Annotated in this window: 22 protein-coding genes; 9 read left to right on the forward strand and 13 right to left on the reverse strand. The window is 72.7% G+C overall.

Features of this window, described 5'->3' with window-relative positions; translation table 11 throughout:
• Nucleotides 1-16: 16 nt before the first annotated feature.
• Nucleotides 17-1,276 (reverse strand): extracellular solute-binding protein, encoded by a 1,260-nt coding sequence (locus tag ACWF9Z_RS09930; protein ID WP_453599606.1) that lies wholly within the window; start codon nt 1,274-1,276, stop codon nt 17-19.
• 168 nt (nt 1,277-1,444) lie between these two features.
• Here ACWF9Z_RS09930 and ACWF9Z_RS09935 point away from each other — a divergent pair, with 168 nt between their 5' ends.
• Nucleotides 1,445-1,660 (forward strand): dodecin, encoded by a 216-nt coding sequence (locus ACWF9Z_RS09935; protein WP_453599609.1) that lies wholly within the window; start codon nt 1,445-1,447, stop codon nt 1,658-1,660.
• Between the two features lie 21 nt (nt 1,661-1,681).
• Here ACWF9Z_RS09935 and ACWF9Z_RS09940 read toward each other — a convergent pair whose 3' ends face one another.
• Nucleotides 1,682-2,176, reverse strand: coding sequence for a phosphatase domain-containing protein (locus ACWF9Z_RS09940; RefSeq protein ID WP_453599611.1), 495 nt, complete (start codon nt 2,174-2,176; stop codon nt 1,682-1,684).
• Nucleotides 2,177-2,355: 179 nt separating this feature from the next.
• On the opposite strand from ACWF9Z_RS09940, the gene ACWF9Z_RS09945 reads away from it, so the two are divergent.
• Nucleotides 2,356-3,399, forward strand: a complete 1,044-nt coding sequence (locus tag ACWF9Z_RS09945; protein ID WP_453599613.1) for an LLM class flavin-dependent oxidoreductase — start codon at nt 2,356-2,358, stop codon at nt 3,397-3,399.
• 10 nt (nt 3,400-3,409) lie between these two features.
• A complete protein-coding gene (locus tag ACWF9Z_RS09950; RefSeq protein ID WP_453599616.1) occupies nt 3,410-5,872 on the forward strand; it encodes an ABC transporter in 2,463 nt (820 codons plus the stop codon).
• On the opposite strand, the gene ACWF9Z_RS09955 is transcribed toward ACWF9Z_RS09950, so the two are convergent.
• The 5 genes from ACWF9Z_RS09955 to ACWF9Z_RS09975 form a co-directional block, all read right to left on the reverse strand.
• Nucleotides 5,839-6,210, reverse strand: coding sequence for a cupin domain-containing protein (locus ACWF9Z_RS09955; protein ID WP_453599619.1), 372 nt, complete (start codon nt 6,208-6,210; stop codon nt 5,839-5,841). The genes ACWF9Z_RS09950 and ACWF9Z_RS09955 overlap by 34 nt on opposite strands.
• 62 nt (nt 6,211-6,272) lie before the next feature.
• Nucleotides 6,273-6,920 (reverse strand): hypothetical protein, encoded by a 648-nt coding sequence (locus tag ACWF9Z_RS09960; RefSeq protein WP_453599622.1) that lies wholly within the window; start codon nt 6,918-6,920, stop codon nt 6,273-6,275.
• Nucleotides 6,921-7,042: 122 nt separating this feature from the next.
• Nucleotides 7,043-7,789 carry a succinate dehydrogenase/fumarate reductase iron-sulfur subunit gene (locus ACWF9Z_RS09965; RefSeq protein ID WP_453599624.1) on the reverse strand — a complete coding sequence of 249 codons (747 nt, stop codon included), beginning with the start codon at nt 7,787-7,789 and terminating at the stop codon, nt 7,043-7,045.
• Nucleotides 7,786-9,792 carry a fumarate reductase/succinate dehydrogenase flavoprotein subunit gene (locus ACWF9Z_RS09970; RefSeq protein WP_453599627.1) on the reverse strand — a complete coding sequence of 669 codons (2,007 nt, stop codon included), beginning with the start codon at nt 9,790-9,792 and terminating at the stop codon, nt 7,786-7,788. Before ACWF9Z_RS09970 ends, ACWF9Z_RS09965 begins: the two co-directional genes overlap by 4 nt.
• Nucleotides 9,793-9,794: 2 nt before the next feature.
• Nucleotides 9,795-10,499, reverse strand: a complete 705-nt coding sequence (locus ACWF9Z_RS09975) for a succinate dehydrogenase (RefSeq protein WP_453599630.1) — start codon at nt 10,497-10,499, stop codon at nt 9,795-9,797.
• A 94-nt stretch (nt 10,500-10,593) separates the two neighbouring features.
• Between ACWF9Z_RS09975 and ACWF9Z_RS09980 the strand changes: the two genes are divergently transcribed.
• The gene (locus ACWF9Z_RS09980) at nt 10,594-11,472 is read left to right on the forward strand and encodes a LysR family transcriptional regulator (protein WP_453599633.1); all 879 of its coding nucleotides are present in this window, start codon (nt 10,594-10,596) and stop codon (nt 11,470-11,472) included.
• Nucleotides 11,473-11,541: 69 nt separating this feature from the next.
• On the opposite strand, the gene ACWF9Z_RS09985 is transcribed toward ACWF9Z_RS09980, so the two are convergent.
• Entirely contained in the window at nt 11,542-12,186 is a 645-nt protein-coding gene (locus ACWF9Z_RS09985; RefSeq protein WP_453599636.1) for a TetR/AcrR family transcriptional regulator, read from the reverse strand.
• 139 nt (nt 12,187-12,325) lie between these two features.
• On the opposite strand from ACWF9Z_RS09985, the gene ACWF9Z_RS09990 reads away from it, so the two are divergent.
• Complete coding sequence (locus ACWF9Z_RS09990) at nt 12,326-13,393, forward strand: FAD-dependent monooxygenase (protein ID WP_453599639.1); 1,068 nt, start codon at nt 12,326-12,328, stop codon at nt 13,391-13,393.
• A gap of 13 nt (nt 13,394-13,406) precedes the next feature.
• Here the strand turns inward: ACWF9Z_RS09990 and ACWF9Z_RS09995 are convergent, their stop codons facing one another.
• Entirely contained in the window at nt 13,407-15,599 is a 2,193-nt protein-coding gene (locus ACWF9Z_RS09995) for a putative bifunctional diguanylate cyclase/phosphodiesterase (RefSeq protein ID WP_453599642.1), read from the reverse strand.
• The gene (locus ACWF9Z_RS10000; protein WP_453599645.1) at nt 15,596-16,426 is read right to left on the reverse strand and encodes an SAM-dependent methyltransferase; all 831 of its coding nucleotides are present in this window, start codon (nt 16,424-16,426) and stop codon (nt 15,596-15,598) included. The genes ACWF9Z_RS09995 and ACWF9Z_RS10000 overlap by 4 nt, the downstream gene beginning before the upstream one ends.
• A gap of 1,082 nt (nt 16,427-17,508) precedes the next feature.
• On the opposite strand from ACWF9Z_RS10000, the gene ACWF9Z_RS10005 reads away from it, so the two are divergent.
• Complete coding sequence (locus ACWF9Z_RS10005) at nt 17,509-18,279, forward strand: bestrophin-like domain (protein WP_453599648.1); 771 nt, start codon at nt 17,509-17,511, stop codon at nt 18,277-18,279.
• Nucleotides 18,280-18,480: 201 nt separating this feature from the next.
• Nucleotides 18,481-19,191 (forward strand): hypothetical protein, encoded by a 711-nt coding sequence (locus tag ACWF9Z_RS10010; RefSeq protein WP_453599650.1) that lies wholly within the window; start codon nt 18,481-18,483, stop codon nt 19,189-19,191.
• A 327-nt stretch (nt 19,192-19,518) separates the two neighbouring features.
• On the opposite strand, the gene ACWF9Z_RS10015 is transcribed toward ACWF9Z_RS10010, so the two are convergent.
• Complete coding sequence (locus ACWF9Z_RS10015) at nt 19,519-20,013, reverse strand: hypothetical protein (RefSeq protein WP_453599652.1); 495 nt, start codon at nt 20,011-20,013, stop codon at nt 19,519-19,521.
• Nucleotides 20,014-20,375: 362 nt separating this feature from the next.
• Between ACWF9Z_RS10015 and ACWF9Z_RS10020 the strand changes: the two genes are divergently transcribed.
• The gene (locus ACWF9Z_RS10020; RefSeq protein WP_453599655.1) at nt 20,376-21,062 is read left to right on the forward strand and encodes a class F sortase; all 687 of its coding nucleotides are present in this window, start codon (nt 20,376-20,378) and stop codon (nt 21,060-21,062) included.
• Between the two features lie 54 nt (nt 21,063-21,116).
• Here ACWF9Z_RS10020 and ACWF9Z_RS10025 read toward each other — a convergent pair whose 3' ends face one another.
• Entirely contained in the window at nt 21,117-22,049 is a 933-nt protein-coding gene (locus tag ACWF9Z_RS10025) for a polysaccharide deacetylase family protein (RefSeq protein ID WP_453599658.1), read from the reverse strand.
• Nucleotides 22,050-22,140: 91 nt separating this feature from the next.
• Entirely contained in the window at nt 22,141-25,443 is a 3,303-nt protein-coding gene (gene lysX / locus ACWF9Z_RS10030) for a bifunctional lysylphosphatidylglycerol synthetase/lysine--tRNA ligase LysX (RefSeq protein WP_453599660.1), read from the reverse strand.
• Nucleotides 25,444-25,503: 60 nt separating this feature from the next.
• Between lysX and ACWF9Z_RS10035 the strand changes: the two genes are divergently transcribed.
• Nucleotides 25,504-25,965 (forward strand): universal stress protein, encoded by a 462-nt coding sequence (locus ACWF9Z_RS10035; protein WP_453599663.1) that lies wholly within the window; start codon nt 25,504-25,506, stop codon nt 25,963-25,965.
• Nucleotides 25,966-25,999: the final 34 nt, after the last annotated feature.

A 25,999-nucleotide genomic window follows, 5' to 3' on the forward strand; every position in this document is an offset into this window, starting at 1 on the left:
GGTCCGCGGCCAGCGGTCAGCGGTCCGAGCTGAGGACCTTGCTGATGGTGTCGGAGGCCGTCTTGGCGGCCTCCCGGGGGTCCTGGCCGGTGAGGACCGCCGTCATGAACGGCTTGATCGGGTTCTTGGCCTCGACCTCGGCCCAGCGGGCGGACTTCGGGGTGGCGCGGCCCTGGGCCGCACCGGCGGCCATCGCGGTGGCGCCCTCGTTGCCCTCGACGACGTGCGCGAGGGTGGTCTTGTTCGGCACGTAGCTCATCGTGCGGGCCAGCTCGGTCTGCCACTTCTCGCTGACCAGGGCCGTGATCACGCGGACGGCGTTGCCGCGCTGCCGCGTCTTCGCCGGGATGATCAGGTCCGATCCGCCGGTGAAGACCGCACCCGGCTTGTCCACGGCCTTGCCGGGGATGGGGAAGAAGCCGAGCTTGCCCTTGAGCGCCGGGTTGGCCGCCTCGATGGCGGCCGCCTGGCCGGGCGGGGCGATGATCTGCGCGACCCCGCCCCGGGCGAAGACCTCGGACTGCGGGGGCGTCTCCTCGTCGGCGTCCTTGGGGCCGTCGCCGAGACCCTGGAGCTGCTTGTAGAACTCCATGCCGGCCAGCGCCTTCTCGTCGTCGAGGGTGCCGAGCCACTGGCCGCTCGTCTCGAGGGCGAGCTCGCCGCCCTCGTCCCAGACGAAGCCGGAGAGCACGTACCAGTTCTGACCTGCGAGGTAGATGCCCTGCTGGCTGCCCTTGTCGAGCTTCTGGGTCGCCTGGATCCACTCCTGGCGCGTTCTGATCGGGGCCTTGATCCCGGCGTTCGCGAAGAGGTCCTTGTTGTAGATCACCACGCGGTTGGCTGCGTACCAAGGGACGCCGAACTGGGCGCCGTTGACGCTGCCGGGGTCCGCGAGCCCCTTCAGCCAGTCCTTGCCGTCCCACTCCCGCAGCGCCTCCAGGGTGAGTTCGGAGACGCCTCCGCCCTCCACGTACTGGGCGACCTGGGTGTTGCCGACCTCGATGACGTCGGCCCCCTCCTCGCCCTTGCCGGCCAGCACGGCGTTGATCTTGTCCCCGATGCCCGTCCATTCCTGGATCCTGACGTCGAGGTCGACGCCCGGGTTCTCCTTCTCGAAGGAGCTGGTGAACCGGGCGATGAAATCCTCCGACGCGCTCCCCTTCATCAGCCAGAGCGTCACCTTCGGCGGACCTCCCGCCGGTCCGGCCAGACCGCACCCGGTGAGGGCGGTCGCGGCCGCGAGAGCGGCGGACACGGCAAGGAAGCGCATCTTCACGAAAAGTCACCTTCTGGGGACGGATCTCGGATGGCTTGAAATTGGCATGGACCAATGAGCGGGTCAAGGGGGTTCGGCTCGGGAGTGTTCGCGCAAAGTTCGCGGACCCGGACTTAGTGGGGCACCGTAGAACAAGGCAACAGCCACCCAGTGTCGGGAGAGAGCTCCATGTCGAATCACACGTACCGGGTGACCGAGATCGTGGGCACGTCCCACGAGGGCATCGACCAAGCCATTCGCAACGGCATCGCCCGCGCGGGCGAGACCCTGCACAACCTCGACTGGCTCGAGGTGACCCAGATCAGGGGCCACCTCGAGAACGGCGAGATCGCGCACTACCAGGTCGGGCTGAAGGTCGGATTCCGGCTCGACGGCGAGGACTGAGGCTCCCGGGGTCCCGAGGACTCAGGTACGGCCCTCGCCCTCCTGCGCCTCCTTGAGCTCCGGCGCCCGCGCCGCCCAGTCCGCGAGGACCACGCGGAACCCCGCCGCGCGCACCGCCTGGCACACCAGCTCGTCGTCGTCCACGAGCATCCGCACCTCCCGGCCCCGCGCGATCCGCCGGAGGACCTCCAGCTTGGTCGTCCGGGCCGGCCGCCGGTCCTGGTCCCCGCGCATCCACAGCCGCCCCTCGGGCAGCCCGTGCCGGGCCAGCCAGTCGACGGTGTCCGCGCGGCACCGCTCGGGGCGGCCGGTCAGGTACACGACCTCGCAGTCGGCCGCGCTCTCCACCGCCAGCGTGACCCCCCGCGCGAGCGGCGGATCGGCCTGTGCCGCGCCGAAGAACCCGCTCCAGTCGCGGGGCCTGCGCTCCAGGAAGCGCTGGCGGTGGCCCGTGTCGGCCAGGGTGTTGTCGATGTCGAAGACGGCCAGGGGCTTGCAGTGCTGAGTGTCGGTCACCCCGCCAGCCTAAACAGCGGCCCCGGCGGGCCCGGGCGGGCCCGGCGCCTCGCCTCCCCCCGGGGTTCACCAGGCCGTCGGGTACCGCCCCGGACCTCGGACGCCTCTGGGCCGGCCCTCCCCGATCGCCCCCGAGGATCACGGGGGAATCCTGGGGCTCCCCGGACGTTGAGCAAGGTGTGATCCGGAGACTCTCGATACTCGACCGCTCCCGCACCCGTACCGGGCACCCCGCCCCACAGGCCCTGCGGGACACGGTGGAGCTCGCCCGCGCCGCCGAACGGCTCGGCTACCACCGGTTCTGGGTCTCCGAGCACCACAGCGTGCCCGGAGTCGCCGGCTCTGCGCCGACCGTGCTGGCCGCCGCCGTCGCCGGCGCCACCGGACGGATCCGCGTCGGGACGGGCGGCGTGATGCTGCCCAACCACCAGCCGCTGGTCGTCGCGGAGCAGTTCGGGGTCCTCGCCTCGCTCTTCCCCGGCCGGATCGACATGGGTCTCGGCCGGTCCGTCGGCTTCACGGGCGGGATCCGGCGCGCGCTGGGCCGCGACACCGGGGACGCCGACCGGTTCGAGGAGCAGCTCGCGGAGCTGCTGGGCTGGCTCGACGGCTCCCAGCGGGCGCATCCGCAGGTCCACGCCCGTCCGGCGGAAGGGCTGCGGATCCCGCCCTACGTGCTGGCCACCGGCGAGGGGGCCGGCATCGCGGCCCGCGCCGGGCTGCCGCTGGTGGTGGGTGACCTGCGGACCCGCGCGCGCGTGGTGGAGGTCATCGAGGGGTACCGCGAGGCGTTCCGGCCCTCCTCGTGGGGCGCCGAGCCGTACGTCGTGGCCTCCGGGACGGTCGCGGTGGCGGCCACCCCCGAGGCCGCCCGCCGGATCCTGGTGCCGGAGGCCTGGGCGCTGGCTCAGTCCCGCACCCGGGGCAGTTTCCCGCCGCTGCGCCCGGCCGAGGAGATCGAGGTGCTCGCCATGACCCCCAAGGAGCGGGAGCTGTTCGAGGGCGCCCTGGACGGGCACGTCCACGGCACGGCGGAGCAGGTCGCGGCGGAGCTCGCCGAGGTCGCGGAGGCGACCGGGGCGGACGAGCTTCTGGTCACCACGTCCACGTACGACCGGACGGCCCTGCTGGACTCCTTCGAAAGGCTCGCACGCCTCGCCGGCCTCACCGGCGACGCGGACCTCACGGGCCTCGTGGGGCGGCCCATGGATCCCGCCCACTAAACTAGGACGAATGCACCAGCCCGCCGCCCCGCACGCCCATGATCCCTACGTCCGCGTCCGCGGCGCCCGGGAGCACAATCTGCGCGGGGTCGACGTGGACATCCCGCGCGACGCGCTGACCGTGTTCACCGGGGTCTCCGGCTCCGGCAAGAGCTCGCTCGCCTTCGGCACGCTCTTCGCCGAGGCCCAGCGCCGGTACTTCGACTCCGTGGCCCCGTACGCGCGGCGGCTGATCCACCAGATCGGCGCGCCGAAGGTCGACTCCGTCACCGGGCTCCCGCCCGCCGTCTCACTGGAGCAGCGGCGCTCCTCCCCCGGCTCGCGCTCGTCGGTCGGGACGGTCACCACGCTCTCCAACTCCCTGCGGATGCTGTATTCACGGGCGGGCACCTACCCTCCGGGCGCCGAACGCCTCGACTCCGACGCCTTCTCCCCCAATACCGTCGCCGGAGCCTGCCCTTCCTGCCAGGGGCTCGGCCGCGTGCACCGCACCAGCGAGGAACTCCTCGTCCCCGACCCCGGCCTGTCGATCCGTCAAGGCGCCATCGCCGCCTGGCCGGGCGCCTGGCAGGGCAAGAACCTGCGGGACATCCTGGAGGCGCTCGGGCACGACGTGGACGCGCCGTGGCGGGAGCTGCCGGCCGGGGACCGCGAGTGGATCCTGTTCACCGAGGAGCAGCCCGTGGTGACCGTGCATCCGGTTCGGGAGGCCGACCGGATCCAACGGCCCTACCAGGGCACCTACATGAGCGCCCACCGGTACGTGATGCGCACGTTCTCCGACAGCAAGAGCGCCGGCCTGCGGGCCCGCGCCGAGAAGTTCCTGACCGACTCCGCGTGCCCGGTGTGCGAGGGGCGCCGGCTGCGCCCCGAGGCGCTGGCCGTCACGTTCGCGGGGCGCACGATCGCCGAACTGGCGGCACTGGCGCTGACCGAGCTGGACGGCGTACTCGCCACCGCGCACGGGAGCGGCGAAGGCGAGGCGGCCCGCGTGCTGACCGAGGACCTGCGCTCCCGGATCGGGCCGGTCACCGAGCTCGGGCTGGGCTACCTCAGCCTGGACCGGGGCGCCCCGACCCTGTCGGCGGGCGAACTGCAGCGCCTGCGGCTGGCGACGCAGCTGCGGTCGGGGCTGTTCGGCGTGGTGTACGTACTGGACGAGCCCTCGGCGGGGCTGCACCCGGCCGACACCGAGGCACTGCTCGGCGTACTGGACCGGCTGAAGGAGGCCGGGAACACGGTCTTCGTGGTGGAGCACCAGCTGGACGTGGTGCGGCACGCGGACTGGCTGGTGGACGTCGGTCCGCTGGCCGGGGAACACGGCGGGCGGGTGCTGCACAGCGGGCCACCGGAGGGGCTGGCCGCGGTGACGGACTCGGCGACGGCGCGGTACCTGTTCCGGACGGCCCCGGACGGCGAGGGGCCCGTGCACGGCCAGGGGAACCCCGGGCGGCCGGTGCGCGAGGCGACCGGGGCCGTCCGCCTCAGCGGCGTCGACCGGCACAACCTCCGTGACGTGGCGGCCGAGTTCCCGCTCGGGGTGTTCACCGCCGTGACCGGGGTGTCGGGTTCGGGCAAGTCCACGCTGGTCGGCCAGGCGCTCGCGCGGGAGGTCGGCGAGCGGCTGACGGAGCCGCGCTTCCCCGTACGGCGACTGGTGGAGGTGGACCAGAAGCCGATCGGGCGGACCCCGCGCTCCAACCTGGCCACCTATACGGGGCTGTTCGACGTGGTCCGCCGGCTCTTCACCGAGGCGCCGGAGTCCAGGGCGCGCGGCTGGAAGGCGGGACGGTTCTCCTTCAACGTGCCGGGCGGCCGGTGCGAGTCCTGCCAGGGCGAGGGTTTCGTGTCGGTGGAGCTGTTGTTCCTGCCCAGCACGTACGCACCGTGCCCCGAGTGCGCCGGCGCGCGGTACAACTCCGAGACCCTGGAGGTCCGTTACTCGGGGCTGAACATCGCCGAGGTGCTCTCCCTGACCGTGGAGGCGGCGGCCTCCTTCTTCGCCGGGGTCCCGGCGGCGGCGCGGAGCCTCGGGGCGCTGTCGGACATCGGCCTGGGCTACCTGCGGCTGGGGCAGCCCGCCACGGAGCTGTCGGGCGGCGAAGCGCAGCGGATCAAGCTGGCGACCGAGCTCCAGCGGCTGCGCCGCGACCACACCCTGTACCTGCTGGACGAGCCCACGACCGGGCTCCATCCGGCCGACGTCGAGGTGCTGCTGCGGCAGTTGCACGGGCTGGTGGACGCCGGGCATTCCGTGGTGGTCGTGGAGCACGACATGGCGGTGGTGGCCGGCGCGGACTGGGTCATCGACCTGGGGCCGGGCGGCGGCGCCGAGGGCGGCCGGGTGGTGGCCGCGGGCACGCCCGCCGAGGTGGCCCGCGCCGTGGGCAGCCGGACGGCGGCCCACCTGGCGCGGGCCCTCGCCGCGCGAGCGGTGGTTCAGGTGCCGGGCGGCTTGGCGAAGTTTCCGTAGCCCTGCCAGTCGAGTACGACGCACGGCTCCTCACCGAGCACCCAGGCGTCGTGGCCGGGGTCGATCTGGATGAAGTCTCCGGGCTGTGCCTCGACGCTCTCTCCGTCGTCCATGACGACCTTCATCCGGCCGCTGACGACGTAGCCCACGTGGGCGGCCTCGCAACTGTCGGTCCCGGCAATGGGCTTGATGTGCTCCGACCACTGCCATCCAGGCTCGAACACGGCCCGTCCCACCGGCCCTTGGTCGGTGTTGAGCAGATCGAGCCTGCCCTTGCCGTCCTCGAACCGACGTGTCTCGTCCGCGGAATCGAACCCTCTGCGCACGATTCCAGACATGAGTGTCTACCTCCCGGCACACGACTGCCCCGAGTCCACTTCTCAGCGTACGCCGGTCCGGTCTACGCGTCCCCGGGGAGCAGGTGCTGCGGGAGTTCGCGGAAGCTCCACACGCCCCGCCGGCGCGTGAACGTCCACACCAGGTCGTAGCGGTCGGGCCAGGCGGCCGGCAGTCCGAGGACTTCGTGCGCCCCGAGGGCCCGGATCAGGCGGGGCACGCCCGTGTGCTCCCAGCAGACGAGCACGGGCATCCGGGCCTCCAGGACCGCGCGGGCCAGGGCCGGCTCGGCTCCGAGTCCGAAGGAGGTGCGCACGGTGGTGTGGAGCCCGGTGGCCAGCGTCTCCACGGTCTGGCGGCACCGCGCGGGTGCCCCCGCCGTGCCGCCCGCCGCGAAGACGGCCTCCGGGCGGGGCAGACCGGCGCCGCGGGACGGCGAGAAGAGGGCGGGCAGTTCCTGGGCCCGGCGCCAGCCCCGGACGGCGAGGAAGCCGAAGTCCTCGTTGCCCTCGCCGTCCTCTCCGGTGTCTCCCCCGGCGGGTTCCTCCGCGGGCCGGATGATCATGACTAGGGCGTCCTTGGCCGCCTCCGGGCCGGGGCGCGGGCTGCGGGGCCGCTCCTCCTCGGCGCAGCCGGCCGCCGCCAGGGGGGTGAGGGCGGCGGCCAGCACGGTGCGGCGGCGCGGACCGGGACCGGCGGGGGCTTGGGGCATGGGGCCCACTGTCGCCCATGCCCGGGGGCAGGCCGGTCACGGCACGACGGGGTCCGCTCCGATCATCCGATCGGCGGACGTCCGGCGGCCGAGCACTCCAAAGCGGCCCCGGATCCACGGCCTCAGCGCGGGCCCTTGCGGACGGCCCGCAGCCACTCCCCGTTCATCGCGGTGATCGACGGCAGCGGGATCCCCTTGGGGCAGGCCGTCGCGCACTCCCCCGTCAGCGTGCAGCCGCCGAACCCCTCGGCGTCCATGGTCGCCACCATGTCCAGCACCCGGGTCTCGCGCTCGGGCGCGCCCTGCGGGAGCACGTTCAGGTGGTTGACCTTCGCGGAGGTGAACAGCATCGCGGAGCCGTTGGGGCAGGCCGCCACGCACGCCCCGCAGCCGATGCACTCGGCGTGCTCGAAGGCATGGTCGGCGTCGGGCTTGGGGACCGCGGTGGCGTGCGCCTCGGGGGCGGCGCCGGTCGGGGCGGTGATGTAGCCGCCCGCCTGGATGATCCGGTCGAAGGCGCTCCGGTCGACGACGAGGTCCTTGATCACGGGGAAGGCGGAGGCCCGCCAGGGTTCGACGTCGATGGTGTCGCCGTCGGAGAAGGAGCGCATGTGGAGCTGGCAGGTGGTGGTGCGCTCCGGGCCGTGGGCGTCGCCGTTGATGACGAGGCTGCAGGCGCCGCAGATGCCCTCGCGGCAGTCGTGGTCGAAGGCGACGGGGTCCTCACCGCGCAGGGTCAGGTCCTCGTTGAGGGTGTCGAGCATCTCCAGGAAGGACATGTCCTTCGAGATGCCGTCGACCTCGTACGAGGCCATCGTGCCGGTGGCGGTGGCGTTCTGCTGGCGCCAGACGCGCAGGGTGAGCTTCATGCGTAGCTCCGCTGGGTGGGGTGGACGTACTCGAAGACGAGGTCTTCCTTGTGCAGGACGGGGGCGTCGCCGGTTCCGGTGTACTGCCAGGCGGCCGCGTACCCGAACTCCTCGTCGCGACGGGCGGCTTCGCCGTCCGGGGTCTGGGACTCCTCGCGGAAGTGGCCGCCGCAGGACTCGGCGCGGTGGAGCGCGTCGAGGCACATCAGCTCGGCGAGCTCGAGGTAGTCGATGATGCGGTTGGCCTTCTCCAGCGACTGGTTGAACTCCTCGCCGCTGCCGGGGACCTTGATCCGCCGCCAGAACTCCTCCCGGATCTCCGGGATCCGGGAGAGCGCCTTGCGCAGCCCTTCCTCGGTCCGGGCCATTCCGCAGTACTCCCACATCAGTTCGCCGATTTCGCGGTGGAAGGAGTCGGGGGTGCGGTCCCCGTCCACGGCGAGCAGTTTGGCCAGGCTGCCGCGGGTCTCGCGGACGGCGGCCGCGACCTCGGGGTGGGTGTCGTCGACGGGGCCCCGGTGCGGGTGGCGGGCCAGGTAGTCGTTGATGGTGGAGGGGAGGACGAAGTAGCCGTCGCCGAGGCCCTGCATGAGCGCGGAGGCGCCGAGGCGGTTGGCCCCGTGGTCGGAGAAGTTGGCCTCGCCGATCGCGAAGAGGCCGGGGACGGTGGTCTGGAGGTCGTAGTCGACCCACAGTCCGCCCATCGTGTAGTGCACGGCGGGGTAGATCCGCATGGGGACCTCGTACGGATTCTCCGCGGTGATCCGCTCGTACATGTCGAAGAGGTTGCCGTACTTCTCGGCGACGCCGTCCTTGCCCAGGCGGCGGATGGCGTCGGCGAAGTCGAGGTAGACGCCCTGTCCGCCGGGGCCCACGCCGCGTCCCTCGTCGCAGACGTTCTTGGCGGCGCGGGAGGCGATGTCGCGCGGCACGAGGTTGCCGAAGGAGGGGTAGATCCGCTCCAGGTAGTAGTCGCGCTCCGCCTCGGGGATGTCGGCGGCGGGGCGCTCGTCGCCCTTGGCCTTGGGGACCCAGATGCGGCCGTCGTTGCGCAGGGACTCGCTCATCAGGGTGAGTTTGGACTGGTGGTCGCCGGTGCGCGGGATGCAGGTGGGGTGGATCTGGGTGAAGCAGGGGTTGGCGAAGTAGGCGCCGCGCCGGTGCGCCCGCCAGACGGCGGTCGCGTTGGAGTTCATGGCGTTGGTGGAGAGGTAGAAGACGTTGCCGTAGCCGCCGCTCGCCAGGACGACCGCGTCGGCGTAGTAGGTGTCGATCTTGCCGGTGACCAGGTCGCGGGCGACGATGCCGCGCGCCACTCCGTCGACGGTGATCAGGTCGAGCATCTCGGTGCGGGCGTGCATCTCGACGTTGCCGGCGGCGATCTGACGCGAGAGCGCCTGGTAGGCGCCGAGCAGCAGTTGCTGTCCGGTCTGGCCGCGGGCGTAGAAGGTGCGGGAGACCTGCACGCCGCCGAAGGAGCGGGTGTCGAGGAGTCCACCGTACTCGCGGGCGAAGGGGACGCCCTGGGCCACGCACTGGTCGATGATCTCCACGGAGATCTGCGCGAGGCGGTGGACGTTGGATTCGCGGGCGCGGAAGTCTCCGCCCTTGACGGTGTCGTAGAAGAGGCGGTGTACGGAGTCGCCGTCGTTGCGGTAGTTCTTGGCCGCGTTGATGCCGCCCTGGGCGGCGATGGAGTGGGCGCGGCGCGGTGAGTCGGAGAAGCAGAACTGGACCACGTGGTAGCCCTGTTCGGCGAGGGTCGCGCCGGCCGCGCCGCCGGCCAGGCCGGTTCCCACGACGATGACCGTGTGGCCCCGCCGGTTGGCCGGGTTGACGAGCTTGGCCTCGAAGCGGCGGCGGTCCCAGCGCTCGGCGATGGGGCCCTCGGGGGCCTTGGTGTCGGCGATCGGTTCGCCGGTGGTGTAGTCGGCGTAGGACGTGCGGGCGGCGGTGTCGGCGCTGGTGCTGGTGTCGGCGCTGGTGCTGGTGTTCTCGCTCATGGTCAGTTCACCACTCCGGTCATGACGGCGACGGGTACGGACGCGAAGCCCGCGAACAGGACGAGCGCGAGGGCGTTCGCCAGGAACCTCAGCGCGCGGTCCCGCCGGGCGCTGCCCGCGCCCAGGGTCTGGGCGGCGCTCCAGAAGCCGTGACGGACGTGCAGGCCGAGGGCGGCCATCGCCACGAGGTAGAGGGTGTTCCCGTACCAGGTGGAGAAGGTGGCGAGGACGTTCTCGTACGGGTGCCCGGCCCAGGCCCGCTCGTTGACGGTGAGCGTGGTGAGGTCGAGCAGGTGCCAGACGATGAAGAGGGCGAGGATGACGCCGCCCCAGCGCATCGTGCGGGTGGCGTAGCTCGCGCCTCGTCGCTTGTGGGCGTACTTCACCGGGCGCGCCTTGATGTCGCGGCGGCTCAGCTGGTAGGCGCACACCCCGTGTGCGACGACGGCGGCGACGAGGGCCACCCGGACGATCCACAGGGCCCACTCGTGGTGGAGGAAGGGCGAGCCGAGGGTGCGCAGCCAGTGGGCGTAGCCGTTGAACTCCTCCGCCCCGAAGAAGATCTTGAGGTTGCCGAGCATGTGCACGACGAGGTAGCCGAGCATGATCAGACCGGAGACCGCCATCACGGACTTCTTGCCGACGGTGGAGTCCCAGAGTGTGCGCGTGGTGGACGGCCGTCGACCCGTCCGCGTTGCCAGAGCCATGGCATCGACCGTAGGGACCCACGTCCCGAAAGGTCCAAGACATGGTGGAGCTCGGGTCGATAGCCAGTCCCTATGAGGGGCGTACGCTGGGACGATGCAGTTCCAGCAGCTCGTCTACTTCGTCGCCGTGGCCGAGACCCGTCACTTCACGCGGGCGGCGGAGCGCGAGCACGTGGCCCAGCCGTCCCTGTCCCAGCAGATCAAGGCGCTCGAGCGGGAGCTGGGCGCCGAGCTGTTCAGCCGGGCGCGCGGGAACATCACGCTCACCGACGCCGGCGAGACGCTGCTGCCGTTGGCCCGGCGGATCCTCGCGGACGCGGACACCGCCCGGCTGGAGGTGCAGGAGCTGGCGCAGCTGCGGCGGGGCCGGGTCCGGCTGGGGGCCACCCCGAGCGTGTGCACGGGCCTGCTGCCGGACGTGCTGCGGGCCTTCCACGCGGCCCATCCGGGGATCGAGCTGCTGATCGAGGAGAGCGGTTCGCTGGATCTCGTACGGGAGCTCGCGCGCGGCGCGCTGGACCTCGCGCTGATCGCCCTGCCGCTGCCGCCCTCGGCTCCGGCGCTGACCACGGTGGAGCTGCTGACGGAGGACCTGGTGGTGGTCTCCTCGGCATCCCTGCCGGCCCCGGCGCGGGGTGGCCCGCTGACGGTGTCCGCACTGCGCGACGAGCCGATGGTGATGTTCCGGCACGGCTACGACCTGCGCGACCTGACGGTGGCGGCCTGCCGGGCGGAGGGCTTCGAGCCGGTGTTCACGGTGGAGGGCGGCGAGATGGACGCGGTCCTGGGCTTCGTCCGCGCGGGGCTGGGCATCGCGGTGGTCCCGGCGATGGTGGTCGACCGCGCGGGCCCGGAACTGCGCGCCACGCCCCTGGCCGGTTCACCGCTGCGCCGCACGATCGCCCTGGCGCACCGTACGGACGTCGCACCCCCGCGCGCGGCGCGGGAGCTGAAGCGCATCCTGCTGGGCTGAGGGTCTCGGAGCCGGGGCGGCCCCGGTGACGGGCCTTCCGGGACCCCCGGCCCGGTCCGCCACGGCTCGTCAGGACGGGCGCACGGGAAGGGCCTTGTCGAGGCCTTCGGCCAGCATCCGGAAGGCCTGCTCGCAGTCGGCCACCGCGCCCGGGTAGGCCTCGTCCGCGCTCTGGCCGGCGTCGAGCCGCTGGAAGTTCTCCCGGCCCAGCTCGTGCCGGACGGCCACCAGGTGGGTGGCGGCCAGCCGCGCGGACAGCGCCGGAACCGCTTCCGACTCCAGCACGGCCGCGAGCAGCTCCACCTCGCGGGCGGTGTAATGCCTCATCCGCAATTCGAGGCCGGCGGTGGTGTAGAGCAGCCGCTGGAAGGCGAGCACGTCGGGGTGGTCGCACAGGCCGGTGATCGGGTCCCGCTCGTCGAGGGCCGCCAGGAAGTGCGCACGGACCGCCCCGGCCGGCCCCTGCCCGGCGGGCCGCTCGCGCACGATGCGCGCCGCCTCGTCCTGATGGTCGGCGAAGCGGTCGAGGACGAGGTCCTCCTTGCTCGGGAAGTACCGGAAGAGCGTGGGCTTCGAGACGTCCGCCGCCGCGGCCACGTCGGCGACGGACACGGCGTCGAACCCGCGCTCCAGGAACAGCTCCAGCGCCGTGGCCGCCAGCTGGCGGCGTGTACGCAGCTTCTTGCTCTCGCGCAGACCCGTCGTGTTGTCCATGTGCGGAAGCGTAGCACGAATTCATGACCAAGTTAATTTCGTGACCGGGTTGCATTTTCCGGTCGGAGGCGCTTCTCTTGAGACATCGCCGCCGACCGACGGCGAGAACCACCGCGTACCGACGAACGAGGGACTTCCGATGACTGACGTACTGATCGTGGGATCCGGCCCCACCGGACTGACGCTCGCCTGCGACCTGGCCCGCCGCGGCATCGGCGTGCGGGTCGTCGAAGGACGCGGGGCGCCCCACCGTGAATCGCGCGGCAAGGGGCTCAACCACGCCAGCCTGGAGACCTTCGAGGCGCTCGGGGCGGCCGAGCGCATGACGGCCGTCGGCCAGCGGGAGATCGTCCTGCGCAAATACTTCGACGGCGCCTACATCAGCGACACCGCCGTGGCCGACGGCCTGCTCATCGGGCAGTGGCAGGTCGAGGAGGCGCTGCGCGAGCGCCTGGCCGAGCTGGGCGTACGCGTCGAGTACGGGGCCGGGCTCGCGTCCCTCACCCAGGACGCCGGCGGGGTCGACGCGGAGCTCACGGACGGCACGCTGATCCGGGCCCGCTACCTGGCGGCGTGCGACGGCGGCCGCAGTACGATCCGCCGCATGCTCGGGATCTCCTTCGAGGGGTACACCGAGCCGGAACAGGCGATGGTGCTCGGAGACGTGCGGGCACCGGGGCTGAGCCGGGACTTCTGGCACCAGTGGTTCACCGCGGACGGCGGCGGGATGCTGTTGTGCCCGATGCCGGGGACGGACACCTTCCAGCTCCAGGCCTCACCCGAACCGGACGAGCGGGGCGAGCCCCTGCCTCCGTCGGTGGAGAGCTTCCAGCGCCTCTTCGACCGTCACGCGCGGATGCCGGGGATCCTCCTGTCGGATGCCGGCTGGCTCTCGTTCTGGCGGGTCAACGTCCGCATGGCCGACCGGATGCGCGAGGGCCGGGTCTTCCTCGCCGGGGACGCCGCGCACGTCCACCCGATAGCCGGCGGGCTCGGGATGAACACCGGCGTCCAGGACGCGTCCGCCCTGGCCCGGACCCTGGCCGCCGCCCTCACGGGACCCGCCGGGGACGAGGTCCTCGACGCCTACGAGGCCGAGCGGCTGCCGGTCGCCGCCGCGGTGCTGGCGGACACCGCGCAGCGGTACGAGAACGTCAGGACGGCCGTGCGCACGCCCGGCCGTGGGACGGAGGCGGGCCGCAGGTGACGGGCCCCGGCGGTCAGAAGGCCGAAGGGACCGCGTCCGAGAGGGACAGGGTGTGGATGCGGTCGGGGGCGCCGGGGCGGGCGTAGTACCAGCCTTGGGCGGTGTCGCAGCCCAGGGCGCGCAGCTGGGCGGCCTGGGCACCGGTCTCCACGCCTTCGACCGTGACGGCCAGTTCGAGACTGTGGGCCAGGGCGACGATGCCCTCCACGATCTTGACGTCGACCGGATTGGCCGGCTGCTGCTGCATCCCCTTGGTGAAGGAGCGGTCCAGCTTCAGGACGCTGACGGGCAGGCGCCGCAGGTTGGCCAGGTTCGAGTAGCCCGTTCCGAAGTCGTCGAGGGCGATGTCCACGCCCAGGGCGGCGAGTCGGCGCAGCGGCTCCAGGAGTTCGTCGTCGGCGCCGATCAGCGCCGACTCGGTGACCTCCAGGCAGAGCGTGCCCGGGGCCAGGCCCGAGGATTCCAGGACGCGGACCGTGTCGGCGACCAGGCCGGGGTGGTGCAGCTGGGTCGGGGACAGGTTGACGTTGATCCGCAGGCGGGAGCCGCCGTGCTGGTGCTGCCAGTTGCGGGCCTGTCGGACGGACTCCTCCAGGACCCAGCGGCCCAGCGGCACGATCAGCCCGGTCCGTTCGGCGAGCGGGATGAAGCGGTCCGGGCCGAGCACCCCGTGCTGCGGGTGCGACCAGCGCACCAGCGCCTCCGCCCCGTGCACGCTGCCGTCGTGCATGTGCACCAGCGGCTGGTACTCGATGAAGAACTCGCCGCGCTCCAGGGCCGCGGGCAGGGCGTTGGTCAGGCCGTGCCGGGTGATGGCGCGCGCGTCGGCCTCGGCGTCGGCGAACTCGAAGCGGTTGCCTCCCGCCGCCTTGGCCCGGTACATCGTGATGTCGGCGGAGCGCAGCACTTCCGCCGCGGTGCGCTCGCGCGCCGGACCCTCGACGATGCCGATGCTGCCCCGGACGGTCAGCTCCCGGCCCTCCAGCCGGATCGGGACCGAGAGGGCGGAGAGGATCCGCACGGCGAGCTCGGTGGACTTCTCCTCGGTGTCGGGGCCGGTGGTCAGCGCCACGAACTCGTCGCCGCCGAGGCGGGCGACCACCTCTCCGGGGCCGGTCGCGCAGCTCTGGAGGCGGTCGGCGACCTCCACCAGCAGCCGGTCCCCCGCCGAGTGGCCGAGGCTGTCGTTGACGGCCTTGAACCCGTCGAGATCGAGGTAGCAGAGGCCGAAGCGGGTGCCGCCGGGCCCGCTGAGCGCCTTCTCCAGCCGCTCGAAGAACAGGGTCCGGTTCGGCAGCCCGGTCAGCGCGTCGTGGGTGGCCTCGTAGCGCAGGCGCAGGTTGAGCAGCCGGCGTTCGGTGGTGTCCTCCATCAGGGCGAGCTGGTACTGCGGCACGCCCTCGGCGTCGCGCAGCAGCGAGACCGTCAGGTTGGTCCACAGCACGGTCCCGTCGTGCCGGTAGTACGGCTTCTCGACGCGGTAGCTGTCGCGCTCGCCGCGCACGAGCTCGCCGTACATCCGCCAGACGTGCGGGGTGTCCTCGGGATGGCTCCACTCGCTGACGTTGCGGCCCCGGACGTGCCCGTCCATGCCGCCGAACATCTGCAGCAGCGCGTCGTTGATCTCGAGGACGTTGCCCTCCAGGTCGGCGATGCCGATCCCGACGGCCGCGCCCTCGAAGACCGCCCGGAAGCGGGCCTCGCTCGCGTGCAGCGCCTGCTGGGCGTCGATCCGCGCGGTCAGGGCGGAGCGGGCGATGGCCTCCTGCTCCTTCAGCGTGCGCTCGCGCAGGGCGCGGGCGAAGCCCGCCGCGATGCCGTGCTGGAGGCGGGCGCAGCGGGAGCGGTACTCCTCGGTGTCCAGGGAGCCCTCGGTGTCGGAGCCCCCCGGTCCGCAGTACAGCACCAGGTAGGACTCGACCACGCCCAGGGTGCCGGCCAGCGCTTCCGGGTCGGTGCAGTGGACGGCGACGAGCTCGGACCCGACCCGCTGGCCCGCGGCCGCCTCGAAGGGCCGGGCGCGCAGGGCGTCGACGAGGGCGCGGGTCAGCGGTACGAGGTGCTGTTCGAACTCGGCGCGGGTGAGCGAGGTCGCCGTGACCGGGAAGATCGCCCTCCCCCAGATGGTGGCGAACCGGGCGATCCGGTCCTCCAGACCACCCTGCGGCGCGTCGGCGCCTCTCGCCGTCTGTGCCGGCAGTCTCACGCCTTGCGCCCCACGCCCGCGAAGCCCGAGAAGGCGTACGGGTCTTCGTCCACGGCCCCGCCCTGCGGCCCGTCGGATCCGTCGGGCCGCCAGTTGGGCATCGCCACCAGGCCGGGCTCGATCAGGTCGAAGCCCTCGAAGAAGCCCTCGATCTGCTGTCCGCTGCGCATGACGAGCGGGTTGCGGATGTCGCGGTAGACCTCGACGGTGCCGGCCGCGTCCTCCTCCGGGAGCGGGATGCCCTCGAACGAGGCGTGCGTGAGGATCAGCAGGCTGCCGGGGGCCAGGGACTCGCGCAGCTCCGCGACGGCGGCGTAGGGCTCGTCCGCGTCCTCCAGGAAGTGCAGGACGGCGACCAGCAGCAGGGCCACCGGGCGGCTCAGGTCCAGGACGCGGCCGACCTCGGGGGCGGCCAGGAGCTCCCGGGGCTTGCGCAGGTCGGCGGCGACGACTCCGGTCCCCTCGGTGCCGGCCAGCACGGCCTGGCTGTGGGCGACGGCCACCGGGTCGTGGTCGACGTAGACCACGCGCGCGTCGGGGGTGGCGGCCTGCGCGATCTCGTGGACGTTCCCGAACGTGGGGATGCCGGAGCCGATGTCGAGGAACTGCGTGACGCCCCCGGCGACCGCGTACCGGACGGCGCGGCGCATGAAGGCCCGGTTCGCCTGCATGATCTTGGGCAGGCCAGGCATGAATTCCATGGCGCGGCGGGCAGCCTGCCTGTCGACCTCGAAGTTGTGAGAGCCGCCCAGGTAGTAATCGTAGATGCGGGACACGCTCGGCACCGATATGTCGATGCCTGGCGGGGCCCAGGCGGGGCGCTCCATCGGGGTCTCCAATGCCGTAGTCCTGCCGCGGTCCGGACGGGGTCGGACCCTGTCCGAGCCGAATGTACTGATCATTGCCCAACGGAGCGAGCAAAAGCGGAAATTGGCGATCCGTTCTTCGTCACACGGCAAAGGCCCGCGCGAGCACGGCAAAGCCTCGCGCGAGCCCGTGCGCGGCGCGGGACCTAAACCGATAAATACCCTTTGGGAAAAGGCCGGTGACGAAACGGGCGTGCTCCGAAACTGGCTCAAACCTCCATAGCCAACACGTCACCCGTTCAGGCGAACCCGAGCCAAGCGCCACCTGCGCGGGCGCGCGCGACCCCATGATCCCCGGGTGAAAAGAGCCCCTTCCAGGCGCCTGCTGGCGGTCCCCGTCCTGCTGTGGGCGGCGCTGTCGACCACGCCGGCCATGGCCGATAGCAGCGCCTACGCGACGACCGCCGACGGTGACGGAGCGAGCGCCTTCCGGCTGGTCGCGTCCGCCGTCGACGGCGCGGCCGGGGGCGGCCGGGGTGGCGGACATCACGCCGGCCGAGCCGGTCGCGGCGGCCCCGAGCGCGGAGACGACGGAGACGACCGCCCCGGGCGGGGCGGCCACGCGGAGGGCCACCACGGCCACCCGAGCCACCACGGCCACCCGCACTGCCCGCCGCCGCCCCCTCCTCCGCCCTGCCCTCCCGAGCCCACTCCGCCGCCACCCCCACCGCCTCCACCGCCCCCCGCGCCGCCTCCCACTCCACCGCCCCCACCACCGCCTCCCGCGCCCGCCCCGCCCGCGCCGAAGCCGCCGGCTCCGGCTCCGGCGCCGCCCAAGCCACCGGCGCCCGTGCGCGCGGCGCCCGCTCCCCCACCCCCCGAGCCCGCCCCGCCCGAGCCGCCGCCGCCCGCCGCGGTCCCGGCGGCCGCGCCCGCGAAGCCGATCGCGCGCCCCAGCTACCACGCGGCGGTGCGCAAACCGGTCGAACACCACATCTCACCGATGACCTTCACCCTGATGACCGCGGTCCCCGCGGTGCTCGCGATCGTCGCGCTGCGCCCGCGCTGAGGAACCACCGCCCGACCCCTGATTTGGAGTCATCTTGTCGGAATGGCTCGTCCTGTCCCTCGCGATGGCGGCGGCGTGTGCCGTCGTGCTCTCCATCGCCTTCTTCAACCAGCGCCGGATCGGCGAGGACGACGATCCCAGCGAGACCCCGGACGTCATCGAGTACATGACGATGATGATCGGGGTGATCTACGCGATCGTGCTGGGACTCGCGATCGCCGGCGTCTGGGAGGGGCGCGGGGCCGCCCAGGAGTACGTGCGCCAGGAATCCCAGGCCCTGCACGAGATCAGCGTCCGCTCCGAGGTCTATCCGGCCGACGTGCGCACGAAGATCCGGTCCGACGTCGACGCGTACGTGACCTACGTCGTGGACACCGAATGGAAGGAGATGGCCGAGAACGGCGATCTCACCGACCGCAGCGGGGAACTGCTGGAGCGGATCCGGCGCGATGTGACGGACTACGAACCGCGCACCGACCACGAGGGCCAGGCCTACCAGCCGCTCGTCGACCAGGTCGCCGTGGTCGACGACGCGCGCAACGCGCGCGGCCAGAGCGCGGGGGCCACGATGCCCGGCGTGGTGTGGTTCGGGCTGATCGCGGGGGCACTGGTGACGGTGGGGCTGATCTTCACCCTGCAGATCAGGCGCTCCTTCCGCGAACTGCTGCTGGCCGGCCTGTTCAGTGCGCTGATCGCCTTCCTGCTGTTCCTCATTTGGGACTTCGACGCACCGTTCGGCCGCGGCATCGCCGCCACCGCCGAGCCGTTCCTCGCGCAGTTCCCGCACCTGGGCCTGCACGGCTGACGGCGCGCGACCCCGGCCGGAGACCGGCAAACCGGGGACGGGCCTCCCGTCCCCGGTTCGGCCTACGCCCATGCCCCATTCGCCCGTTCCTGATCGCGGGCCACCGCACCCGCGCCTAGCGTGGCGGACATCGAGGCGCACGACCCCCCACGTGCGGAAAACCGTTCCGCGGCTGCTCCTCGGGGATCCGGAGAATCAACCATGGGCGCGATACGCACCTCCCCCTCAACCCTGTGGGGCGCCGCCGCCGCGGGCGCGGTCCTCGTCATCGGCCCGGTCGCCGCGGCCCCCGCGAGCGCGGCCGAGGCCGCGCCCATCACCTCCTTCGGCTTCGCCATCACCCCCTCCACGGTCGCCCCCGGCGGCCGGGTGGTGCTGTCCGTCACCGGCTGCAACGCCGCTTTCGCCACCGCCTCCTCCGGAGTCTTCGACACCGTGAGCATCGAGCGGGGCAAGACCGTACGCGTCACTGTGGACCGGGACGCCCGGCGCGGGGCCCAGTACTCGGTCTCCTTCACCTGCAACGGCGAGACGGGCTCGGCCGACCTCACCATCGCGGGCGCCACCAGCAGGCCCACCACCAGCTCCACCGCCGGCATCCGCCCGGGCATCCGCCCGAGCTCCGGCACGGGGACGGGCACGGGCGCGAGCACCGGGACGGGTACGGGTACACGCGCGAGCACCGGGACGGGTACGGGTACACGCGCGAGCACCGGGACGGGTACGGGTACACGCGCGAGCACGAGTACGGCTGCCGCGCGCCGCGCGAGCCAAGGCGTCCGGGGCGGGCTCGGCGGCAGCATCGCCGGTTTCGATCCCCTCGAAGTCGCCGCGGGCGGAGGCCTCCTGCTCGGCGGCCTGGTCGGCCTCGGCTACGCGCTGCGCCGCCGCGACATCCGCCGCATCCACTGAATCCCGCCGCACCCGGCCCGCTCCGGGTCCCGTCCGCTCCCGGCCCGCTCCAGGTCCCCCGCGCACCCGTCCGGCCGGGTCCGGCCCCGCCCGCCCGAACCCCACCGCCCCCGACCGCCGGTCGCCCCGAGTCCTGAGCAGGGCTCGGGGCGACCGGCGGTTCATCGTGTGCGGGAGGAGGGGGGAAAGGGTGCGGGGAGGAGGGAGCGCCGCGCGGATCGAGCCCGGCTGATCCGCAGGACACCTCGCCGACCGGGAAGGCGGGCGGTCAGACCCGGCCGGTCAGACCCGGCCCGTCCGTCAGCCCCGGCTCGTCGGCCCGGCCCGTCAGACCCGGCCGCGCAGCGGACGGCGGCGGCGGATCACGTGCGCACCGGCCCCCAGGGCCGCCGCGCCGACGAGGCTCGCGCCGATGGCCGTCTCGGTGGCGGACGGGCCGAAGGAGCCGCCCAGTCCGCCCTGGGCGCCGTTGCCCTCCAGGATCGTGAAGCGGTGGGTGGCGACCAGGCTGTTGTCGTGGCACTTGACCGACAGCGTGTGGTTGCCCGGCGAGGCGTGGTTGAAGATCCGGACGGTCGCGAACCCGATGGAGCCGGCGGACAGGTTCGTCTGCGGAAAGTTGCCGTGCGAGAAGACGATGCCGCCGTGGCCGCAGCCGGCCGCGCTGACCTGCATCGAGGCGCCCTGGTGCACGGAGTACGGGTTGACGGTGACATTGCTGGGCCCCCCGCCACCCGGGGGATTTGCGACGGCGATCGGTGCGGCGAGGGCGACGGCGGCGAATGCCGCCGCAGTCACGACGAGAGCGCGAGAAGCACGCATGGTGGAACCTCCAGCGGGAAACGCCCCGGAGCGGTGGCCCGGGCAGATCGACGAGAACGCCTCCCATCACGAACCCTCCGGGCGTTCCTCGGCCCGCGCATTTCGGCGCATTTACGGCTTTGGGCCGCAAGGTTGAGCGACACGCCGAGGCGCGGAGACGATCACTGACGGATCCGCAGGTCACGACCCGTCAGACATTTATGTGACGATTACCTGGATGGGCGCACCCCTTCCGGCCCCACCACCCGTTCGCCCTTCCCCGATCGCCGTCCCGCGCGCACCGCCTTAGCGTGCGTGAAGTAGGGCGTACAGGGGTGGGACAAGAACGCGGGTCGGGACCCCCGCGTCGGGAAGGGAGAGCCATGACCGAGGACGAGAGTGAGAGGCCGCCGAGAAGACGCTCCCCCTGGGGCGCCATCGCGCTGGTCATGCTCACCGGCCTCGCCATGATGCGCAACGGAGCCGATGTCGACGCCGGACCTCCGCAACCCGCCGCAGCGGCGGCGGTCGGAGCATCATCCGCGGCGACGGTCGGGCCGCAGGCCGCTCAGGCGCCCGCGGACTCGCCCACGCCGCCGGACGTGGAGGCGCTGGAACACTCGTCGGTCCAGCGCATCCGGATCCCGTCGATCAGCGTGGACGCGCCGGTGATGACGGTCGGACTGGACGCGACGGGCTGGATCGACGCGCCGCCCCCGCAGGAGAAGAACCTGGCGGGCTGGTACCTCAACGGCATCTCGCCGGGCCAGCGGGGATCGGCGGTGATCGTGGGCCACGTGGACAACGCGCAGGGCCCGGCGGTCTTCTTCGGTCTGGGCGCGATCCAGAAGGGCGGCCGCATCGAGGTGGCGCGCTACGACGGGCGCACGGCGGTGTTCGAGGTGTACGGCGTGGAGGTGTTCGCCAAGAACGCCTTCCCCGGAGCCCGGGTGTACGGCGACACCGGACAGCCGGAACTCCGGGTGATCACGTGCGGCGGCGGCTACTCGAAGGCGGGCGGCTACGACGGGAACGTCGTCGTCTTCGCGCGGATGGTGGAGGCCCGCTGACCGGCCGGACACGGGCAGGCACGACGGCGGCCGCCGCGCGGGGACGACCGGTCCTCAGCGCGGCGGCAGCGCCGGCAGCGTCATCCGGAAGCCGCGCCCCAGCAGTTGCGGCAGGTAGGCCGCCAGCGCCTGCACGCTCTGCGAGCGGTTGCCGCCCGCGTCGTGGTTCAGCACGATCACCCCGGGCGCGGCCTCCTTGAGGACCCGCGACACGATCGCGGTGGTGCCGGGCTCCTTCCAGTCCAGGGTGTCGACGGTCCACGCGAGCGGTTCCATTCCCAGCTCCGCGCCGATCTCGAAGGCGGCCCGGTTCCATGCCCCGTAGGGCGCCCGGAACCACACCGGCGCCTCGCCGACGGCCTGTTGTACGACCTCGCTCGTGCGGCCGATCTCGGAGGCGAGGGCGGGCCGGCTGAGCGAGGGGATGAGCGGGTGGGTCCAGGTGTGGTTGCCGATGACGTGACCTTCGGCGACCATCCGGCGCAGCAGGTCGCGGTTGTCGGTGGCCATCTCCCCGCAGACGAAGAACATGGCCCGTACGTCGTGGCGCGCGAGGGTGTCGAGGATCCCCGGGGTGTAGCGGGGGTCGGGGCCGTCGTCGAAGGTGAGCGTCATGGCGCTCCCCGTTCTCGCGTCGGCCGGCAGTTCCAGGATCGGCCGGACCCGTACGGCGGGCTTCGCCGCGGGTCCGCGCTGCGGGCTGCCCTCGGAGGTCATCGGCTGGAGCCGGTACGAGGCTCCGCGCGGGGCCTGCGGCCGGGCGGCGCCGGGGGCTCCGGCGAGCGGCCCCGGTCCGGCGGCTCCGCCCGGGCCCGGTCCGGAGCCGGCTCCCCCGCCGGGACCGGAGGCGCCGGGGCCCGGGCCCCGCCCGGCGCCCGGCAGGTCGTCCTCGCCCGCGGTGAGCAGTCCGGCGGCGGCAGCGACTCCGAGGAAGACGGCGGAGCGCAGGAGCACGCGTCGCCCTACTGTCGGCTCGTCATTTTTCATTACTACTACGTATCAACGACGTCGCCACAGATGTCGAGAGGCGCGGACGCGCCTCCGCCCGCTCACCCGGTCAGCGCACAGCCCGGCCGGTTCAGCCGCGCCGCACCAGCGGGAACGGCAGCGTCTCGCGGATCGTCAGGCCCGTGAGGAACATGACCAGGCGGTCCACGCCGATGCCCAGACCGCCGGTCGGCGGCATCGCGTACTCCAGCGCGTCGAGGAAGTCGTTGTCGATCTCCATCGCCTCCGGGTCGCCGCCCGCCGCGAGCAGGGACTGCGCGGTGAGCCGGCGCCGCTGCTCGACGGGATCGGTCAGTTCCGAGTAGGCGGTGCCCAGTTCGGTCCCGAAGGCCACGAGGTCCCAGCGCTCCGCGAGCCTGGGGTCCTTGCGGTGCTGACGGGTGAGCGGTGAGACGTCGGTCGGGAAGTCCTTGTAGAAGGTGGGCAGCTGGGTCTTCTCCTCGACCAGCCGCTCGTACATCTCCAGGACCACGTCGCCCCGCGTGTCGTCGGGGTTGTGGGGGACGGCGGCCCGGTCGCACAGCCGCCGCAGCACGTGTTCCTCCGTATCGGCGTCGACCTCCTCGCCGAGCGCCTCGCTGATCGCCCCGTACATCGTCTTGACGGGCCAGGTACCGGAGATGTCGTGGACGACGAGCTTCCCGTCCGGGCCCGCCTTGTGCGCGACGGGCGAGCCGAAGGCGGCCGTGGCCGCGCTCTGGATCAGCTCGCGCGTCAGGTCGAGCATCACGTCGTAGTCGGCGAAGGCCTGGTAGGCCTCGAGCATCGTGAACTCGGGGTTGTGCTTGTAGGAGACGCCCTCGTTGCGGAAGGTGCGGCCCATCTCGAAGACCTTCTCCATGCCGCCGACGCACAGCCGCTTCAGGTACAGCTCGGGCGCGATGCGCAGGTACAGGTCGAGGTCGTAGGCGTTGATGTGGGTGCGGAAGGGCCGGGCGTTGGCCCCGCCGTGGATCTGCTGGAGCATCGGGGTCTCGACCTCCAGGTACCCCCGGTCCAGCAGCCCCTGGCGCAGGCCCTGGACCGCGCTGGAGCGGGCCCGTACGACGTCGCGGGCCTCGGGGCTCGCGACCAGGTCGAGGTAGCGCCGCCGGACCCGGGCCTCGGGGTCGGCGAGACCCTTGCGCTTGTCGGGCAGCGGGCGCAGGCATTTGCCGGTGAGCTGCCAGGAGCCGACGACGAGGGACAGCGTGCCGCTCTTGCTGGTGCCGACCTCGCCGCTCGCGACGACGTGGTCGCCGAAGTCGACCTGCGAGGTGAAGGCGTCGAGCACGGCGGTGCCCGCCTCGTCGCGGGTGAACATCAGCTGGACGTCGCCGGACCAGTCCCGCAGGACGGCGAAGACCACGCCGCCGAGGTCGCGTACGACCATGACGCGCCCGGCGAGGGTGACCGGCGAGCCGGTACGGGCACCGGGCGGGCAGCCGGGGTGGGCGGCCTTGAACTCGGCGACCGTGTGGCTGCGCTGCCGGATGCCGACGGGGTAGGGGTCGGTGCCGGACGACCGGATCCGTTCCAGCTTGTCGTGCCGCACGCGCACCTGTTCGGGCAGCCGCTCGGCCGGCGCCGCCGCGCCCTCCTCCTCCACGCGTTCCAGGCCGAGGGAGTCGATGGGCGGCAGGCCCGCCGTGGTGGCGGGAGCGGTGAGCCCGCGGGGGTGGCCGTTGCCCCACAGGGTGCGCATGCGCGGCACGGACACGAAGCCCTCGGCGATGCCGGAGGCGAGGCTGACCCGGGCGAGCGAGCCGGCGTCCTGGTAGCAGAGGAAGCGCGGGTACCACTCGGGGCCGTACTTGACGTTCGAGCGGTACAGCGCCTCCAGCTGCCACCAGCGGGAGAAGAAGAGCAGCAGCCGGCGCCAGGTCTTGAGCACCGGGCCGGCGCCGATCCGGCCGCCCTCCTCGAAGGCGGAGCGGAAGACGGCGAAGTTGAGGGAGATCCGGCGCACGCCGAGGCCGGGGGCGCCGGCGCACAGTTCGGCGACCATGAACTCCATGACCCCGTTGGGGGCGGAGCGGTCGCGGCGCATCAGGTCCAGGGAGATGCCGTCCTTGCCCCAGGGGACGAAGGACAGCAGGGCGATGAGGTCGCCCTTGTCGTCGAAGGCCTCCACGAGCAGGCAGTCGCCGTCGGCCGCGTCGCCGAGCCGGTCCAGGGCCATGGAGAAGCCGCGCTCAGTCTCGGTGTCGCGCCAGGTGTCGGCGCGGTTCACGATCATCTGCATCTCGTCCTCGGAGAGGGCGGAGTGGCGGCGGATGAGCGTGGTGGCGCCGGTGCGCCGGACGCGGTTGACGGCCTGGCGGGTGACGCGCATGTCGCGGCCGTCGAGGTCGAAGTGGGCGACGTGCAGGATCGCCTCGTCCCCGAGCTGGAGGGCGCCGAGACCGGAGCGGGCGTAGGCGGTCGCGCCGGCCTCGGAGGCGCCCATGACGGCGGGCTGCCAGCCGTAGCGGCGGGCGACGGCGAGCCAGGCGTCGATGGCGGGGGTCCAGGCGGCCGGGTCGCCGACGGGGTCGCCGCTGCCGAGGCAGACGCCGGCCTCGACGCGGTAGGTGACGGCGGCCTTGCCGTTGGGGGCGAAGACGACGGCCTTGTCGCGGCGGGTGGCGAAGTAGCCGAGGGAGTCGGCCCGCCCGTACGCGCCGAGCAGGGCCCTGATGCGGGGTTCCTCGTCCCCGTGCAGGGCGGCGGTCAGCCGCTGGGACCGGAACAGGGTGGCGGCGGCGTTCAGCAGGGCGAGGGCGCCGAAGAGGCCGAGCAGGAAGTACAGGGGCCTGGGCGGGCGGCCGTCGAACTGGCGGGCCGAGAAGAGGCCGCCGAAGACCTGCTTGGCGGCCCAGTCCAGCCACTGGCCCTTGGGCAGGGTCCCGGGGAACAGCGCGACCAGCCCCCAGCCGAGGAAGACCGCGGCGAGCAGTCCGAGGCCGAGCACGAGCATGGCCCGCCAGAGCGCGCCGGGACGGGAGGCGGCGTTGAACTCCTTGCGGGCGGCGATCAGGATCACGAGGGCGGCGACCGAGAGGGCCATGGAGGAGAAGCCGACCCAGTAGTCCTCGTCGGCGATGATCAGCACGTCGACCAGGAGCAGCAGGGCCAGGTAGGTGACGACGATCCACCAGGCGACCTTCTTGCGCATGCCGAGTGCCGCGGCGAGCAGGAAGAGGAAGACGGCGTAGGCGAGGTTGGCGCTGACCGGCACCACCACGGCGTCGAGGAAGCGCACGACCTGCCGCAGGAGCCGCCGCAGGGTCGGGGAGAGCGACAGCAGGGCGCAGATCAGCCCGAGCGTTCCGAAGAACGCGCCGAAGGCGTCGGGCACCCGGTTCAGGAAGCGGTTCCGGGTTCCGCGCGTCTCCTCCACGGTGGCACTCATGGTTCGCACTGTAGGGACGGCGGAGCGCCTCCGCGCGTCGAGCCGGATAGCCTCGGGAGGGTGACGGAGCAAGGGAACACGGGATTCGAGCGCGGTACGGACGGCCCGAAGGTGATTCTCGCCGGAGTCGACGGATCGGAGTCCTCGCTGCGCGCGGCGGCGTACGCGGCGGGGCTGGCCCGGCGGCAGAACGCGCTGCTGGCGCTGGTGTACGTGCAGCCGGTGATGCCCGCCGGGGCCTCGATGGGAGCGCCGGTGGGCGATGCCACCGAGGAGATCGCGCAGGGGCTGGTGGCCGAGATCCGGGAGTCCGCGGAACGCCTGAAGGGCGTCTACGACGTCCGCTGGCAGTTCCACACCTTCCGCGGAGACCCGTACTCCGGCCTGGTGAGCGCGGCGACGGAGCTGACGGCGGACGCGGTGGTGGTGGGGGCCTCGGAACAGGCGGGCCACCGGATCGTGGGCTCGGTGGCGGTCCGCCTGGTGAAGGCGGGCCGCTGGCCGGTGACGGTGGTTCCGTAGGGCCGGGCCGCCGGCCGGTGACGGTGGTCGCTCG

The organism is Streptomyces sp. NPDC054961, from assembly GCF_053609145.1.

Excerpts from the sequence above, each read along its gene's own strand:
- ACWF9Z_RS09935 (WP_453599609.1), top strand. The coding sequence starts at position 1,445 with ATGTCGAATCACACGTACCGGGTGACCGAGATCGTGGGCACGTCCCAC.
- ACWF9Z_RS09950 (WP_453599616.1), top strand. The coding sequence starts at position 3,410 with ATGCACCAGCCCGCCGCCCCGCACGCCCATGATCCCTACGTCCGCGTC.
- ACWF9Z_RS09955 (WP_453599619.1), bottom strand. The coding sequence starts at position 6,210 with ATGTCTGGAATCGTGCGCAGAGGGTTCGATTCCGCGGACGAGACACGT.
- ACWF9Z_RS09960 (WP_453599622.1), bottom strand. The coding sequence starts at position 6,920 with ATGCCCCAAGCCCCCGCCGGTCCCGGTCCGCGCCGCCGCACCGTGCTG.
- ACWF9Z_RS09965 (WP_453599624.1), bottom strand. The coding sequence starts at position 7,789 with ATGAAGCTCACCCTGCGCGTCTGGCGCCAGCAGAACGCCACCGCCACC.
- ACWF9Z_RS09970 (WP_453599627.1), bottom strand. The coding sequence starts at position 9,792 with ATGAGCGAGAACACCAGCACCAGCGCCGACACCAGCACCAGCGCCGAC.
- ACWF9Z_RS09975 (WP_453599630.1), bottom strand. The coding sequence starts at position 10,499 with ATGGCTCTGGCAACGCGGACGGGTCGACGGCCGTCCACCACGCGCACA.
- ACWF9Z_RS09980 (WP_453599633.1), top strand. The coding sequence starts at position 10,594 with ATGCAGTTCCAGCAGCTCGTCTACTTCGTCGCCGTGGCCGAGACCCGT.
- ACWF9Z_RS09985 (WP_453599636.1), bottom strand. The coding sequence starts at position 12,186 with ATGGACAACACGACGGGTCTGCGCGAGAGCAAGAAGCTGCGTACACGC.
- ACWF9Z_RS09990 (WP_453599639.1), top strand. The coding sequence starts at position 12,326 with ATGACTGACGTACTGATCGTGGGATCCGGCCCCACCGGACTGACGCTC.
- ACWF9Z_RS10000 (WP_453599645.1), bottom strand. The coding sequence starts at position 16,426 with ATGGAGCGCCCCGCCTGGGCCCCGCCAGGCATCGACATATCGGTGCCG.
- ACWF9Z_RS10010 (WP_453599650.1), top strand. The coding sequence starts at position 18,481 with ATGGGCGCGATACGCACCTCCCCCTCAACCCTGTGGGGCGCCGCCGCC.
- ACWF9Z_RS10015 (WP_453599652.1), bottom strand. The coding sequence starts at position 20,013 with ATGCGTGCTTCTCGCGCTCTCGTCGTGACTGCGGCGGCATTCGCCGCC.
- ACWF9Z_RS10020 (WP_453599655.1), top strand. The coding sequence starts at position 20,376 with ATGACCGAGGACGAGAGTGAGAGGCCGCCGAGAAGACGCTCCCCCTGG.
- ACWF9Z_RS10025 (WP_453599658.1), bottom strand. The coding sequence starts at position 22,049 with ATGAAAAATGACGAGCCGACAGTAGGGCGACGCGTGCTCCTGCGCTCC.
- lysX (WP_453599660.1), bottom strand. The coding sequence starts at position 25,443 with ATGAGTGCCACCGTGGAGGAGACGCGCGGAACCCGGAACCGCTTCCTG.